The organism is Microvirga tunisiensis, assembly GCF_009296175.1.
Taxonomy (GTDB): Bacteria; Pseudomonadota; Alphaproteobacteria; order Rhizobiales; family Beijerinckiaceae; genus Microvirga; species Microvirga tunisiensis.
Map to the genome: position 1 here is coordinate 1 of NZ_VOSK01000156.1, position 15255 is coordinate 15255.

The 15255-nt window shown below is 63.2% G+C and carries 17 protein-coding genes and 1 tRNA gene; 13 read left to right on the plus strand and 5 right to left on the minus strand.

Going from position 1 to position 15255, the window contains the following annotated elements; all coding sequences use genetic code 11:
* Positions 1-268 precede the first annotated feature (268 nt).
* Positions 269-586, plus strand: a complete 318-nt coding sequence (locus tag FS320_RS26355; protein WP_152714945.1) for a hypothetical protein — start codon at positions 269-271, stop codon at positions 584-586.
* A gap of 107 nt (positions 587-693) precedes the next feature.
* Here FS320_RS26355 and tlpA read toward each other — a convergent pair whose 3' ends face one another.
* Positions 694-1341 carry a thiol:disulfide interchange protein TlpA gene (gene tlpA / locus FS320_RS26360; protein WP_152714976.1) on the minus strand — a complete coding sequence of 216 codons (648 nt, stop codon included), beginning with the start codon at positions 1339-1341 and terminating at the stop codon, positions 694-696.
* Positions 1342-1509: 168 nt separating this feature from the next.
* Here tlpA and lptM point away from each other — a divergent pair, with 168 nt between their 5' ends.
* From lptM to FS320_RS26410, 10 genes are all read left to right on the plus strand, one after another.
* The gene (gene lptM, locus FS320_RS26365; RefSeq protein WP_152714947.1) at positions 1510-1758 is read left to right on the plus strand and encodes an LPS translocon maturation chaperone LptM; all 249 of its coding nucleotides are present in this window, start codon (positions 1510-1512) and stop codon (positions 1756-1758) included.
* Between the two features lie 9 nt (positions 1759-1767).
* On the plus strand, positions 1768-3036 hold the full coding sequence (gene lysA / locus FS320_RS26370) for a diaminopimelate decarboxylase (RefSeq protein ID WP_152714949.1): 1269 nt from the start codon (positions 1768-1770) through the stop codon (positions 3034-3036).
* Between the two features lie 302 nt (positions 3037-3338).
* Positions 3339-5942, plus strand: coding sequence for a TIGR02302 family protein (locus tag FS320_RS26375; RefSeq protein WP_152714951.1), 2604 nt, complete (start codon positions 3339-3341; stop codon positions 5940-5942).
* A gap of 75 nt (positions 5943-6017) precedes the next feature.
* A complete protein-coding gene (locus FS320_RS26380) occupies positions 6018-6209 on the plus strand; it encodes a twin transmembrane helix small protein (RefSeq protein ID WP_152714954.1) in 192 nt (63 codons plus the stop codon).
* Positions 6210-6508: 299 nt separating this feature from the next.
* Positions 6509-6961: an acyloxyacyl hydrolase gene (locus FS320_RS26385; RefSeq protein ID WP_244627395.1), complete on the plus strand. Its 453-nt coding sequence runs from the start codon at positions 6509-6511 to the stop codon at positions 6959-6961.
* 25 nt (positions 6962-6986) lie between these two features.
* Entirely contained in the window at positions 6987-7562 is a 576-nt protein-coding gene (locus FS320_RS26390) for a cob(I)yrinic acid a,c-diamide adenosyltransferase (protein WP_152714958.1), read from the plus strand.
* A gap of 9 nt (positions 7563-7571) precedes the next feature.
* Positions 7572-8279: a rhomboid family intramembrane serine protease gene (locus FS320_RS26395; RefSeq protein ID WP_152714960.1), complete on the plus strand. Its 708-nt coding sequence runs from the start codon at positions 7572-7574 to the stop codon at positions 8277-8279.
* Positions 8280-8431: 152 nt separating this feature from the next.
* Positions 8432-9181 carry an electron transfer flavoprotein subunit beta/FixA family protein gene (locus tag FS320_RS26400; RefSeq protein WP_152714962.1) on the plus strand — a complete coding sequence of 250 codons (750 nt, stop codon included), beginning with the start codon at positions 8432-8434 and terminating at the stop codon, positions 9179-9181.
* Between the two features lie 16 nt (positions 9182-9197).
* Positions 9198-10142: an electron transfer flavoprotein subunit alpha/FixB family protein gene (locus FS320_RS26405; RefSeq protein WP_152714964.1), complete on the plus strand. Its 945-nt coding sequence runs from the start codon at positions 9198-9200 to the stop codon at positions 10140-10142.
* Between the two features lie 77 nt (positions 10143-10219).
* Positions 10220-11101, plus strand: coding sequence for a 3-hydroxybutyryl-CoA dehydrogenase (locus FS320_RS26410; RefSeq protein ID WP_152714966.1), 882 nt, complete (start codon positions 10220-10222; stop codon positions 11099-11101).
* Between the two features lie 25 nt (positions 11102-11126).
* Here the strand turns inward: FS320_RS26410 and FS320_RS26415 are convergent, their stop codons facing one another.
* On the minus strand, positions 11127-11624 hold the full coding sequence (locus FS320_RS26415) for a DedA family protein (protein ID WP_152714978.1): 498 nt from the start codon (positions 11622-11624) through the stop codon (positions 11127-11129).
* Positions 11625-11989: 365 nt separating this feature from the next.
* Here FS320_RS26415 and FS320_RS26420 point away from each other — a divergent pair, with 365 nt between their 5' ends.
* Positions 11990-12559 carry an HNH endonuclease gene (locus FS320_RS26420; RefSeq protein WP_162003246.1) on the plus strand — a complete coding sequence of 190 codons (570 nt, stop codon included), beginning with the start codon at positions 11990-11992 and terminating at the stop codon, positions 12557-12559.
* A 61-nt stretch (positions 12560-12620) separates the two neighbouring features.
* Here FS320_RS26420 and FS320_RS26425 read toward each other — a convergent pair whose 3' ends face one another.
* From FS320_RS26425 to FS320_RS26435, 3 genes are read right to left on the minus strand one after another with little or no spacing between them, the layout of a single operon-like run.
* Positions 12621-13703, minus strand: coding sequence for a D-TA family PLP-dependent enzyme (locus FS320_RS26425; RefSeq protein WP_152714970.1), 1083 nt, complete (start codon positions 13701-13703; stop codon positions 12621-12623).
* 60 nt (positions 13704-13763) lie between these two features.
* Positions 13764-14264, minus strand: a complete 501-nt coding sequence (locus tag FS320_RS26430; RefSeq protein ID WP_152714972.1) for a disulfide bond formation protein B — start codon at positions 14262-14264, stop codon at positions 13764-13766.
* Positions 14265-14277: 13 nt separating this feature from the next.
* On the minus strand, positions 14278-14859 hold the full coding sequence (locus FS320_RS26435; RefSeq protein ID WP_152714974.1) for a YqaA family protein: 582 nt from the start codon (positions 14857-14859) through the stop codon (positions 14278-14280).
* 154 nt (positions 14860-15013) lie between these two features.
* On the opposite strand from FS320_RS26435, the gene FS320_RS26440 reads away from it, so the two are divergent.
* A tRNA-Leu gene (locus FS320_RS26440) sits at positions 15014-15098 on the plus strand.
* Positions 15099-15255: the final 157 nt, after the last annotated feature.

The window sequence follows — 15255 nt, forward strand, 5'->3', positions numbered from 1 at the left end:
TCAGAGGCCTCGGCCTCGCCTCTGTCCACGTCCAGCCAGTCGAGTAATCCGACGAACCGCCGTATACGGACCCGTATGTACGGTGGTGTGGGAGGGGTGGAACCGCGAGGCTCCCCCCTATCCCGATGTTTCAAGGTGCCCGGCCAAGGGGGCGTCTTATGTCGCATTCCTTAAACGGCTCAGTTTCCGGCACACTGGAAGTGTGCTGAACTCAACAGAACAACCGCTCATCACAGAATAATAAGGAGCGGTGAGAAGGGGCTGTACCATGATCGAATCCGAACCGAATGTCGTCGCATTCAAACCGCGTAAGCCGGTGACCCATCATCCCAGAAGCCTCATGGAGCGGATCTATGCCGCCGGCTCCCTGTCCATCCGGGCGGATGACCGGGCTACCAAAATGGCCGCCATCATGCTGCAGGCCCTGGGCTTTCTGGTGATCGAGGAGATTCTGGCCGACGGCACACCGCGCCGGCTCAACCGCGGCGAGGCACGGCAGGCCCTGGACCGCCCCTGGCGGCTCTCGAAGCCAGCCTTTTCCGGCACGGTCGGCGTCCCGGACGGGGGCGGGGCCTTTCCGGCTTGAGTGCCATTACCTGGCTCGTCAGAGGCTGACGCGAGAATTGGCCCATTCCTGAGCCCTCATCCTGAGACGGACCGGGAGGTCCGTCTCAGGATGAGGTTTGAGCTGTTTCAAGACCGCCCCAAAGCCGTCTTCATGAAGGTGATGGCATCGGGAGAAGCCCATTCCGCCGGCCCTTTCAGCAGGGCGATCTCGCAGCCCGACGCATCGACCACGAAGGTGGTCGGCAGGCCGACGACATGGCCGGATTTCTGCAGCACCTGCAGCAGCTTGCCTTCCGGATCGGCATGATAGGCCAGGTTCCTGATGCCGTTCTCCTGCAGCCAGGCCTTCGGCTTTTCGCGGTTGCGGGTGTCGACATTGATGGCGACGACCTGGAAATCGGGGCCGCCCAGCTCCGTCTGCAGCTTGTCGAGGGCCGGCATTTCCTCGCGGCAGGGTATGCACCAGGTCGCCCAGAGATTGACCAGGACGGTCTTGCCCTTGAAGTCGGACAGGCTCATCGGCTGCCCCTCGGGGCCGGTGAAGGCAATGACGGGCGGCGGCTTCGGCGCATTGCTCACGCCGACGGCCGCCACCTCGCCCCTCGCCAGCGGCTTCAGGCTTGCGGTTTTCGCCTGCGCGGCGCGGCATTCGACGACACCAGCCGCCATGGGATCGCGGGGCGCAAGGCCATACCAGGCTGCGCCTGCTCCCGCGAGAACGAGAGCCGCAAGACCAACCAGCCAGCCTTTTCGGGATTTCACTGCGTTCGACATCGCCCGTGATGTGGCGCTTTTCCGCTGAAGCCTCAAGTCCTGAATACAGGACCGCCATGACCCGCCCATCACGAAAGTGTTGGAGACAGAGCCTGTCGTCTTCCACACCTTGCCTCTCGCATCCGGCAACGCTTGCCGTTATGGTGCGGCCACGTTTCGGAGCTCTCTATGTCGTCCAGCCTGACTTTCCCTCGTGCCGTCCTGGTTTGCGGCCTTCTTGTCCTCGGTCTGACCGCCTGCGGCCGCCGCGGCGCGCTCGAGCCGCCGCCGGACGCCTCGGCGCAGGCGGCCGAGACCCAGGCGCAGACCCCGACGAGCGACGCGACCCTGCCCTCCCCGGTCGGCACGCCCCGCTCCCAGCCGAACCGGGGCTACACGATTCCGAGCAAGCCCTTTATTCTCGATCCGCTGCTTTAGGCTTTTTCGATGCACCATTTTGCCTATCGTGACGGCGTCCTCCATGCGGAGGGGGTCGATCTGCGACGCCTCGCGGACGAGGTCGGAACCCCGTTCTATTGCTATTCCTCGGCCACCCTGGAGCGGCATTACAAGGTCTTCACTGAGGCCTTCGCCGATACGGACGTCCTCGTCTGCTATGCCATGAAGGCCAACTCCAATCAGGCCGTGCTCAGGACGCTCGGCCGCCTGGGAGCCGGCATGGACATCGTCTCCGAGGGCGAGCTGCGCCGCGCGCTGGCCGCCGGTGTGCCGGGCGAGCGGATCGTGTTCTCCGGCGTCGGCAAGACCAGACCTGAGATGGCTTTCGCGCTCGAGAGCGGAATCCTCTGCTTCAACGTGGAATCGGAGCCGGAACTCGAGGCGCTCTCAGACGTCGCCCTCTCCAAGAGCATGCGCGCTCCCGTGTCGATCCGCATCAACCCGGACGTGGACGCCAAGACCCACGCCAAGATTTCGACCGGGAAATCCGAGAACAAGTTCGGCATTCCCATCGCCCGCGCCCGCGAGGTTTATGCACGGGCGGCAGCGCTCAAAGGGATCGAGGTCACCGGCGTCGACATGCATATCGGCAGCCAGATCACGGATCTTGCTCCTTACGACAATGCGACCGCCCTTCTCGCCGAGCTCGCCCGCGATCTGATGGCCGCGGGGCACAAGCTGCATCACATCGATCTCGGCGGCGGCCTCGGCGTGCCGTATCGCGAGGACAACGAGCCTCCGCCCGATCCGCAGGCCTATGCTGCGATCATCAAGCGCCACACCAAGGATCTCGGCCTCAAGCTCGTGTTCGAGATGGGCCGCATGATCGCCGGCAATGCGGGCGTGCTCATCGCCCGGGTGATCTACGTCAAGCAGGGCGCCGACAAGCCCTTCGTGATCGTCGATGCCGCGATGAACGATCTCATCCGCCCGACGCTCTACGAAGCTCATCACGACATCAAGCCGGTCGTCGAGGCTGCGCCCGACACCGCGCGCGTCGTCGCCGATGTGGTCGGCCCCGTCTGCGAGACCGGCGATTATCTCGCCCTCTCCCGCGACATGCCGGCCGTCGAAGCCGGCGACCTCATCGCCATTATGACCGCCGGCGCCTATGGGGCGGTTCAGGCCAACACCTACAACACGCGGCTTCTCGTGCCCGAGGTGCTCGTCCGCGGCGAGGATCACGCGGTGGTGCGCCCGCGTCCGGCTTACGAAGAGCTGATCGGGCTCGATCGGGTTCCGGACTGGCTGGACTGAACACAGTCACCGTGCAAGCTGAAACATGAGCAACCCGGCGGGCAGACTGCCGGGTTGCTCGTATGAAGCGATGGCCGGGCCGATGGATCATTCACCATGGCGCAACGTTGACGGTCGCGGAGGGCTGCAAGCCCCATCCGCAACGGTCAATGAGGTCGGAGCAGCCACAAACGTCCTAACGTCGCTGACCGGTCACCTCTTCTTGAAGCTCCGCGCGCAATTGACCGCTGGTCATCCGGGGCGTGCGTGCTAGCTTTTTCGTGGGGGTGTCTGCACATTTCGTGCAGCGGGAGATGTTTGGCATGAGCGAAGGCCCGAACCCGACGCCTGGGCGCAGCCCCCTGAACCAGAAGTTCGGGCGTCTGGTCGCTCATGCGCGCTGGTCCCTCTGGTGGGAGGAGGCCTGGCCCCGGCTCTGGCTGCCGTTCGCCATCGTCCTTTTGTTTTTCACCCTGTCCTGGCTTGGCCTCTGGCTCGATGCCTCGCCCCTGTGGCGCACCATCGGACTAGGCCTGTTCACGGCAGCCTTTCTCCTGTCGCTCTGGCCTCTGTTGCGCCTGCGGATGCCCACCCGGACGCGCGCGCTCGACCGGCTCGACCGGGAAACGGGCATGAGCCATGGACCGGCCCGCGTTCTTGACGATACGCTTGCCCTCGGCTCGACGGATCCCGGCACCAAGGCTCTCTGGGCGCTTCATCGCAAGCGCGCGGAAGAAGCCGTCGGCCGCATGCGCGTCGGCCTGCCGCAGCCCAATATGGCGAAGCGCGACCGCTATGCCTTGCGGGCTGCAGGTCTTCTCGCCCTGGTGACGAGCGCCTTCGTGGCGGGGCCCGAGATCGGCTCGCGGCTCGCCGCAGCCTTCGACTGGCGGAAGATCGAGACCGCCTCCCCGTCGTTCCGAATCGACGGGTGGATCGATCCGCCCCTTTATACCCGCACGCCGCCGCTGATGATCGACCTGGCGCGGGGGCAAAGCCTGCGCGCGCCGATCCACTCGACGGTCGTCGTCCGGATCGCCGGCGAGGACAGCGCCGAGGTCAAGCCGGGCAAGGGCCTGACGCCTCTGCCTCCCAAGGCCAATCAGCGTGCGGACATGCGCGAGGAGCGCTACAAGCTCGACGGCTCGAGCGAGTTGACGGTCAGCACGGGTTTCGCGAACAGCGTGACCCTGACCATCGAGGCCATTCCCGACCGGCTGCCTGAGATCGCCTTCACCATGCCGCCCGAGGTGAATGCACGCGGCACCTTCACCTTGAGCTACAAGGGCAAGGACGATTACGGCATCGCCTCGCTCGAAGGCATCGTGGAAAAGGCCGACAACAGCAAGGGGCGCTCCCTCGTTCCTGCCCCGCAGCTCACCCTGGCCCTTCCAAGCCATGAGGAGAACGCCCCGGACACCAGGTCTCCGGTCGACCTCACGAACCATGCGTGGGCCGGGGCTCCGGTGACGATCAGGCTGAAGGCCAAGGACGAGGCAGGCCAAGAAGCGTTGAGCGAGGCGATCACCTTCACCCTGCCGCAGCGTCCCTTCACCAATCCTCTCGCCAAGGCCCTGGTCGAGCAGCGGCGTAATCTCGTTCTCGCTCCGGATGACCGTAAGCGCGTTCAGGTCGCGCTCGATGCCCTGCTGATCGCGCCGGAGGAATACACCCCGCAATGGGGCGTGTTCATGGGCCTTCGTGCTGGAACGGAACGTCTGCGCGTCGCCAAGACCGATCAGGATCTGCTCGATGTGGCCGACTGGCTCTGGGCCATAGCGCTCCAGATCGAGGATGGCGGCCTCTCCGATGCGGAGCGGGAGCTGCGCGCGGCTCAGGAGCGCTTGAAGGAGGCTATGGACCGGGGTGCGACGGATGACGAGATCCGGCGCCTGACGGAAGATCTGCGACAGGCCATGGACAAGTTCCTGCGTGAATTCGCCCAGCGCATGCAGCAGAACCAGCAATCGCAGGACCAGAACCAGCGCACGCCCCCGGACCGGGTGATCTCGCAGGATGACCTCAATCGCATGCTGCGTCAGATGGAAGAGGCGATGCGCCGCGGCGACGTGGCCGAGGCCCAGCGCCTCCTCGAGCAGTTGCGCAACATTCTCGAAAACCTGCAGACCGCCCAGCCCAACAACCGCATGACCGATCCGCTCGGGCGCGAGATGAATCAGGCCATGCAGGATCTGGAGGACATGGCGCGCGAGCAGCAGAATCTGCGCGACGAAACCTTCCGCGACGGCCAGAACCGGCGCATGCAGCAGGGCGACCGCAACGGGCAGCGCCAGCAGGGGCAGCGCCAGGGCCAGAGGCAGCAGGGACAGCGCCAACAGGGCCAGCAAGGTCAGCAGGGCGAAGGCCAGGAGCAGGCCGAAAACGGCCAGGGAGGTCAGGACCAGGATCCGCTGGGTCTGAAGCAGCGGCAGCAGGCGCTGAGGGAAAGGCTGGAGGAGCTGCAGCGGCGGATGCAGGGCATGGGCATGCAGGGCGAGCAGGGCCTCGGCGATGCCGAGCAGGCCATGCGCGATGCGGAAGGTTCGCTGGGCCAGGGCCAGGACGGCCCGGCGGTCGACGCCCAGGGCCGGGCACTCGAAAATCTCCGTCGTGGCATGCAGGGTATGGCGCAGCAGATGCAGCAAATGCAGCAGGGCGACGGCCAGGGGAACGAACAGGCCGGCGACCAGCCGGGCCAGGGCAATCCGCAGGGCAACCAGCAGACCGGACAGCGCGACAACGATCCTTTGGGTCGCCCGGTTCGGAACAGGGACTATTCCGATGGTCGCGTCGATGTGCCCAGCGCCGGCCAGTCGCCTGCCCAACGGGCGCAACGGATCTTGGAAGAATTGCGGCGCAAGCTGGGCGATCCCAGCCGACCGCAGGAAGAGCTCGATTATTTCGATCGCCTGCTGCGCCGAAACTGAGGCTAGGATAACGGCGCCTCTTGCCTCTCTGCCGGGTTCGGGCCACGGTCGCCCGAATCTTCTTATGGAATCAAGATGACAAGTTTTGCCGATTTGCTTGTGCCGATTGTGGTGGTTGCCGTCGCCTTCGTGCTGCTTTTAGGCCTGATCAACATGCTGCGCGGCGGCAACGCCAATCGGTCGCAGCACCTCATGAGGTTACGTGTCCTGCTTCAGTTTCTGGCGATCATCGTCATCATGGGCGTCATCTGGTGGCGCGCCGCATGACGTAGCGAGAAGCGTGGAAACCGGTTCCACTTTTCCACACAATGGGTCGGGCATCTCCGTATTGACACTTTTTCGCCACGGTTTCTATTAAGAGAACGTTAGCCATAATGGCATAGGCTCCTGGCCATAATTTTTATTGATTTACGGAACTCTTAATGCGCATCAGTCCAGCTATAGGCTTGAGCCTTCTGGTCCTAATTGTGGGATCGACAGGCGTCCTAGGCTCCGACTTCAAGCGGCAAGCAAATTCCTTCCAAGCTCCATCTCAACCGAATTTCCTGTCAGAATTCCGTTTTGGTTTGTCTGCTCAGGATCCTTGGGGCGCGGGGGGACGCGACAGCTCCGCCAATCTCACCGGCGAAATCCTTTTTGCAAAACCGTTTACGGCCTCGGACCTTTTCACCAGTTATTTCATTCCACGGCCGCATGTGGGCGGCAGCCTGAATTTCGATGATCGGACGAGCTTTGCCTATGCGGGGTTGTCCTGGACCATCGACGTCACGCCCAATGTCTTCGTTGAGGGCAGCTTCGGCGGCGCCATCCATAACGGCAAGGAATCCTCGCATCCCCTGTCCGATCGCCAGGCGCTGAGTTGCTCGCCGCTGTTTCGCGAATCGGGTTCGGTGGGCGTGCGGCTTTCCGCCAATTGGAGCGTGATGGCGACCATCGAGCATCTGTCCGATGGCGGAACCTGCTCCGACGAGAATAGAGGCTTGACGAATGTCGGCGCACGGGTTGGGTATTCGTTTTAACTGAATCCCAACCTTCGGGTCCTCCATGGTCGTCCTCAACCGCATCTACACCCGCACCGGGGACAAGGGGACCACCGCCCTTGCCGCCGGAGGACGCCGCCCGAAACACGATCTCCGCATCGAGGCCTTTGGCACGGTGGACGAAACCAACGCCTGCATCGGGCTGGTTCGCCTTCATACGGCGGGCCACGAGATCGATGCGATGCTGGGCCGTATCCAGAATGATCTGTTCGATCTCGGTGCCGATCTCGCCACCGTCGAGACGGACAAGCCCCTCCCCTATGAACCCCTGCGCATGACACAGGCACAGGTGGATCGTCTCGAGCAGGAGATCGACCGGCTCAACGCGGAGCTGTCGGTTCTGCGCTCCTTCGTCCTCCCGGGCGGCACGCCCGCCGCAGCCGCACTCCATCTCGCGCGCACGGTTTGCCGCCGCGCGGAACGCCTTGTGGTCGAACTCATGGAGAAGCCGGAGGAAAAGGTGTCTCCGGAATCCGTGAAATACCTGAACCGCCTCTCGGATTTCCTCTTCGTCGCGTCCCGTTACGCCAACGATAAGGGCGCGCTCGACGTCCTCTGGGTGCCCGGTCAGAACCGTTAGGAGCGGATCATGTTCTTACCGCTTCACGACGGCGTTCCGCTCAAGAACATGAAGACGCCGCTCGCGACGCGGTTTCTCATCGGCGTCTGCGTCGTCGCCTACCTTTTTACCTTCTACGGCCCTCTCGGCGAAGATGCGGTGGTGGGCGGGCTCGGCTTCATCCCATCGGTTCTGTTCGGCACGGAGGCGCTCCCCGAAGGCTATCCCTTCGTTCCGGTCGAGCTGACACTGGCCACCAACATCTTCCTGCACGGCTCGCTGCTCCACCTGATCGGAAACATGCTGTTTCTCTGGGTGTTCGGCGACAATGTGGAGGACGCCATGGGGCATCTCCGTTTCATCCTGTTCTTCCCGCTCTGCGGGACGGCCGCGAGCCTGGCCCATGCCTTCATCACCACGGAGCCGCACCGCCCGCTGATCGGCGCCTCCGGCGGCGTATCGGGCGTGGTGGCGGCCTATCTCATCCTCTACCCGCGCGTGAAGATCTGGGGTCTGTTCCTGAAGGGCATTCCGTTGCACCTTCCCGCCTATTGGACCATCGGCTTCTGGTTCGTCCTCCAGTTTGCCTCGGCCTTCCTCGGCGGAGACGAGAGCGTGGGCTGGTTTGCCCATCTTGGCGGCTTCATAGTCGGCGCTATTCTCATCCCCCTCATGCGCCGCCGTTACGATCCCGTGCTCGCCCGCGTCCAGGCCCAGGAAATGCAGGCGCCGCGTTGACATTGAGGCATGACCACTGACTGCAACAGACGGCCAAAAGCGCATTTCACTTTCCGGCTCGATGCTCTAGGTTCCCATCCGCCTTTTTCCTATATGTCCGGAGGGCTGTTTTTCGGCGACATCCGGACCCGACCTTTGGTGAGGACAGACGAATGAAGCTTCTTGTGTGTGTGAAGCGGGTTGTGGACTACAACGTGAAGATCCGGGTGAAGCCGGACGGGTCGGGCGTGGAACTGGCCAACATCAAGATGTCCATGAATCCTTTCGACGAGATCGCCGTCGAGGAGGCCGTGCGCCTGAAGGAGCAGGGCAAAGCCACCGAGATCGTCGCCGTCTCCATCGGCCCGCAACAGGCGGGCGAGACCATCCGCACCGCGCTGGCCATGGGCGCCGACCGCGGCATCCTGGTCAAGACCGACGTGACCGTCGAGCCGCTCGCCGTCGCCAAGATCCTGGCCAAGGTGGTCGAGCAGGAGAAGCCCGATCTCATCATCATGGGCAAGCAGGCCATCGACGACGATTCCAACCAGACCGGCCAGATGCTCGCCGCCCTGCTCGGCTGGCCACAGGGCACCTTCGCGTTCAAGGTCAATGTGACTGAGGGCTCCATCGACGTCACCCGTGAGGTCGATGGCGGCCTGCAGACGGTGGGCCTCAAGCTGCCGGCCGTCGTCACCACGGATCTGCGCCTCAACGAGCCGCGCTATGCCAGCTTGCCCAACATCATGAAGGCCAAGAAGAAGCCGCTCGACGAAACCTCGCCGGAGACGCTCGGCGTCGACGTATCCCCGCGTCTGAAGGTGGTGAAGACCGCCGAGCCCGGCGGCCGCAAGGCAGGCGTGAAGGTCGGCTCCGTGGCTGAACTCGTCCAGAAGCTCAAAGTCGAAGCCGGCGTGCTCTAAGAAGGACTTTAGAACAATGACCACCTTGCTGATTGCCGAGCACGACAACGCTCACCTGAAAGATGCCACCCACAAGGCCCTCTCGGCCGCCAAGGCGCTCGGCGCGCCCGTGCACGTCCTGGTGGCCGGCTCCAACGCCCGTGCGGCCGCCGAAGCCGCCGCTAAGCTGGAAGGCGTGGAGAAGGTGCTGCTCGCCGAGGGCGCCGCTTACGAGCACCAACTCGCCGAGCCGACCGCGGCGCTCATCGTACAGCTTGCCGGCCCCTACGATGCCGTGGTGGCGCCTGCCACCAGCAAGGGCAAGAACGTGATGCCGCGCGTGGCTGCCCTCCTTGACGTGATGCAGGTGTCCGACATCACCAAGGTGGTGGCGCCCGACACCTTCGAGCGGCCGATCTATGCCGGCAACGCCATCCAGACCGTGCAGGCCACCGATGCCAAGAAAGTGATCACGGTTCGGACTGCAGCGTTTCCTGCTGCCGGTGAAGGTGGCTCGGCCTCAATCGAGGCCGTCGACCCTGCCGAGGATCCGGGCACATCGAGCTTCAAGGGCGAGGAGATCGCCCAGAACGACCGTCCCGAACTGACTTCGGCCCGGATCATCATCTCGGGAGGCCGTTCGCTCGGCTCGTCGGAGAACTTCACCAAGTATATCGAGCCGATTGCCGACACGCTCGGCGCGGCCATGGGCGCCTCGCGCGCGGCGGTGGATGCGGGCTACGCGCCCAACGACTGGCAGGTGGGCCAGACCGGCAAGGTGGTGGCGCCGGATCTCTACATTGCGGTGGGCATTTCAGGGGCCATTCAGCATCTGGCGGGCATGAAGGACTCCAAGGTGATCGTGGCGATCAACAAGGACGAGGAGGCCCCGATCTTCCAGGTGGCGGATTACGGCCTCGTCGGCGACCTCTTTCAGATCCTGCCGGAACTGAAGGAGGAGTTGACCAAAGCAGGTCAATAAGGTCAGGAATAATGACGGACCGGGCGGGACTCTCTGCCCGGCCGCTTTTGACGATTGAATGCAGGCAGCAAGATCAGATGGGCATTGAGATCAAAACGGTTGGCGTTGTCGGCTCCGGACAGATGGGCAGCGGCATCGCCCATGTCTGCTCGCTCGCGGGATTCAACGTCCGGCTCAACGATCTCTCGGAAGATCGGATCAATGCCGGGCTTGCGACGATCAACGGCAACATGGCGCGCCAAGTGTCCAAGGGTGCCATTTCCGATGCCGACAGGCAGGCGGCGCTGGAGCGGATCAAACCAGCCCGCACCTATGACGATCTGTCCGCCTGCGACCTCGTCATCGAGGCTGCGACCGAGAACGAGGAGGTGAAGCGCAAGATCTTCACCAATCTCAGCCCGTCGCTCCGCCCCGACGCGCTGCTCGCCACCAACACGTCGTCGATCTCGATTACGCGCCTTGCCGCCGCCACCGACCGGCCGGAACGGTTCATCGGCATTCACTTCATGAACCCGGTGCCGGTGATGCAGCTCGTCGAGCTGATCCGGGGCATCGCCACCGAGGATCACACTTACGAATCCGCCAAGCAATTCATCGGCAGGCTCGGCAAGACCTCCACCGTTTCCGAGGATTTTCCGGCCTTCATCGTCAATCGTATCCTGCTGCCGATGATCAACGAGGCGATCTACACCCTCTACGAGGGCGTGGGCTCCGTGGAAGCCATCGACACGGCCATGCGGCTCGGCGCCAACCATCCCATGGGGCCGCTCCAGTTGGCCGATTTCATCGGCCTCGATACCTGCCTCTCGATCATGCAGGTGCTGCACGAGGGCTTGGCCGATTCCAAGTACCGCCCCTGCCCGCTCCTCGTGAAATACGTGGAAGCCGGCTGGCTCGGCCGGAAGACAAAGCGCGGCTTCTACGATTATCGTGGCGAGAAGCCGGTTCCGACCCGCTAAGACGTTTGCTCAGCGGGCTTAAGCATTAGAGCAGCCGCTTGAAGGCATCGGTGAAGAAGTAGGGTCCGAAGCTCCACAGGCCGGCCCACAGCATGGCCCCAAGGGCGTTCGCCACGACGAAATGGTGCCAGGGCATCCCGGCCGATCCGGCGATGAGGCCGTTGAGCTGCCGCAGCACGACGATGAAACGCGCCGTGAGAACCATGAAGAACCCCTTGGTCTTCACCATGGTCTCCAGCCTGGACAGGCGTTCCGGCGTGAGCTTCACCACGTACCCGAACCTGTTCAGAAGCGGCCGGCCGCCAAACCGGCCGATCAGATAGCCGGTGCTATCACCCAGCACGGCGCCGAGCCAGGCGGCCAGAAAGACGTGGCCGATTGCGAGATCGCCGCGCGTCGCCAGGAGAGAAGCTGCGATCAGTGCGCTCTCACCGGGCAGGGGCGCTCCGAACGACTCGAAATAGAGGACGATGAGCAGGGCCCATACGCCATAGGCTACAATGGCGGGCTCGATCCAGGCCAAGCCTTGCTGGAGAAGGTTCATCGAAACTCCTAGAGCGTCGTTGGGTGCGAACCGAAGGTCCGCGTCAGCGAAAAGCCCGATCCACCTTTCCGCAGAATGCGCCAAGTTACTTGGAAGTCGGCCTGATTTGTCCACACCGCACTTCCTGTGGGTGCGTCACAAACGTTTGGCCCTGGATCTTCACAACGGTGTCATATTGCCTATAGTCTACTCCGACGGGATACGACGCTTCTCTTGTCCTGCGCATGGTTCGGAAGAGCGGTTCCGGTTTTCCGGGCCGGACGATGCGCCAGCCAAGAAGAAGAGCATCGCCTGGATCCCAAAAGTGGTGTTCACTTTTGGGTCCGATGCTCCGAGGAGGTGAGGTGACGATACACGTCCAGCCTGTTGTGCGACCGGAGGCCTGCCCGGCCCTCGTTCTCAATGCCGATTACCGGCCTTTGAGCTACTACCCCTTGTCCATCTGGTGTTGGCAGGACGCGATCAAGGCGGTGTTCCTGGACAGGGTCAACATCGTCTCGGAATACGACAAGGTCGTGCGAAGTCCGACCTTCGAGATCCGCCTTCCCTCGGTCATATCGCTCAAAACCTACGTCAAACCGTCACGTCACCCGGCCTTCACCCGCTTCAACGTCTTCCTGCGCGACCGCTTCAGCTGCCAGTATTGCGGAGATCGTGAGGACCTAACCTTCGATCACGTCATCCCCCGGTCCAAGGGCGGGCAAACCACTTGGGAGAACGTCGTCGCCGCCTGTGCACCCTGCAACCTCCGCAAAGGGGACAAACTGCCCCGCGAGGTGGAAATGTGGCCCCGGCAGAGCCCCTTCGCCCCGACTGTCCACGACCTTCACTCCAACGGCCGCCTCTTCCCGCCGAACTATCTCCACGACAGCTGGATGGATTATCTCTACTGGGACAGCGAACTGGAGCCTTAAAGCCCCTTCTCGTATCTATTCAGACCTCGCAAGCCGGTCCCTCCCCCTATGGGCAAACCGGTCAGGCCAGACGACCGCGAGCCGCGACTGGCAATTCGCCGACGATGTTGTCTCCCCGCACGGTTACCAGCCGATCCACCATGTTCACCACCACACAGACATGGTTCGGCACGATGCGCACCACATCGCCAATGCCCGGGCGATCATTGCAGGCGGACAGATCAAGAAATCCGTGCTCCTCTGCGAAGCGGGCGATCTTGGCCTGCGGATGCTCGAGGATGAGGCCGTGCCCCTCAAGGCCGCCCGTATCGCTCGTCAATGTCTTTGATCCTGAATCGAGAATACCCCGCTCGGGACCGGCCCGACTGACCACTGTGGCATAGACCGTCAGGGCGCAATCCTCCAACTGCGCGACGCCGGCAGCCAGCATCATGCGGTCGTTGAACACCGAGGTCCCGGCCCGATGTTCGGTCACGCCCCTGATCTTGCCGAGATTGACCAGATTGGGGGTACCGCCCGACGAGACCATGCGCGGTTCAAGTCCGAACTCCCGCACGCTGGCCGTGGCCGCATCGAGGAATACTTGCGTCTCGGCCACGGCGTTCTCCGGCGGATACAGCATGAAGCCCGCAAATGAGAGCCCGGGGCGGGACGCGATGTCTCTGGCCAGGGCAACGGCCTCCGCTACTGTCTCGACCCCGGCCCGCTTGCGCCCGGTATCGCATTCCACGACCACATCGAGATCGCGTCCGGCGATGACTGCAGCCTGCGGCAGACCTGCGACGACGACTGGGTTGTCGGCCGCCACGGTGACCCTCGCCCGCGACAGCAACCTGCCGAGGCGGCTCAGCTTCTCTTCGCCGAGGATGTTATAGGCGATGAGGATGTCGTCATGGCCATTCTCGGCCATGATTTCGGCTTCGCCAAGCTTCTGGCAGGTGATGCCGCGCGCGCCTGCATCCCGTTGCATGTCGGCGATGACCGGGCTCTTATGCGTCTTGATGTGCGGGCGATTGGCGATTCCGGCCGCATCGCACAGGGCCTGCACCCGGGCGATGTTGCGCTCGACCACGTCGAGATCGATCACCACCGCGGGCGTCCCGAACTGTCGTGCAATCTCGTCCTTGAGAGCCTGGATACTCATGAAGGTCCCCGATCCTGTTTGAGCGAAGGCTAGCGGGGTCGCCTGCGCCGACGCAAGCCCTCACCGGTCGAGGTAAAAACCCTTGCGAGCGGCCGCCATGGCAGCAAAGGCTGAAAGAGCCAGCGAGATCAGGACGTTCCAGCCCGCCAATGACAGACCGAGGAAGCGCCAGGCCGCTTCCGTGCAGCTGACGACGCGGGTGCTCTGCAACTGGTTCAGGAAATCGCCCACATTGCCCCCGCCTGCGCCCGATCCGCCGCCGCAATCGCTCGGCCCGGCAAAGAAACCCCACTCCACCCCGGAATGATAAGCCCCGAGCCCTGCGCTGATGACGAAGATCAGCGTCAGAAGCCAAAGCCCCGCCCGCGTGTAGCGCGGCGGCAGGAGCGCCGCCGCGAGCCCGAGAGGGATCGCGATGTAATAGGGATTGCGCTGGATCAGGCAGAGTTTGCACGGCACATAGCCGAAGGCATGCTCGAAGATGAGCGCACCGCCGACCGTGGCCGCGGCTCCCAAGGCCACGGCCAGAGCGACCTGACGCATGGTAAGGCTGATCTGCATCGATCCCTCTCGTCTAGAAAAGGTAGCGGAAGGCGACGAAGCCACCAATGAAGGCCGCAATGGCCAGAGCCGCCACCAGATTGAAATTGTTGTCGATGATCGATTTGATCCGCGGCCCGAATTTGCTCATCAGCAAAGCGACGAGGCAGAAGCGGGCTCCACGGGTCAGGATCGAAAGCACGATGAACCAGCCCAGATGATAGCCCGCGAAGCCCGAGGTGATGGTGACGAGCTTGTACGGGATCGGGGTCAGTCCCTTGAGCAGGATCACCCAATGGCCGTATTCGGCATAGGCGTGCCGAAACGTCTCGGCTCCTTCGGTGAGACCGTAGAGCTGGAACAGCCAGGCTCCGATGGAATCGTAGAGCCCCAATCCGATGAAGTATCCCAGGATGCCGCCCAGCACGGAAGCGACGGTGCAGATCAGGGCATAGGACCAGGCCTTGTCAGGCCGCGCCAGCATCATCGGCACGAGCATGATATCTGGCGGAACCGGAAAGAACGAGCTTTCGGAAAAGGAGACCAGAGCCAGCGCATAAGGGGCCGAGGGTCGGCCCGCGAGGGACAGGGTCCAGTCGTAGAGGCGTCTAAGCATGGTGTTCCGACGAGTTCAGATCCGGATCGAGGCCGTTGCCCCGCGCCTCTTTGAGCACAAGGCGCCTGGAATTGCGAGAGGTCAGCCTTGCGGCTTCCCTTCACATCTCTCGCATTGACCAACCTTTGCCGCCCATGGTACTTCGCGGATCCTTGCCCCTGTGGCGGAATTGGTAGACGCGCTCGACTCAAAATCGAGTTCCGCAAGGAGTGCTGGTTCGATCCCGGCCAGGGGCACCATATTGTTTTTGTTGGGTTATTTGTGTCTAGCACTACTTTGGCACTCCCATCATTAGGCCCAGAGTGAAGCGAGCCTGACAGAATGGACATCGCAGGCGCATGGCATGTGCCAGATGATCAAGCAGCATGCGCCGAAGGGCCGGCAGTGTCGGTTGTG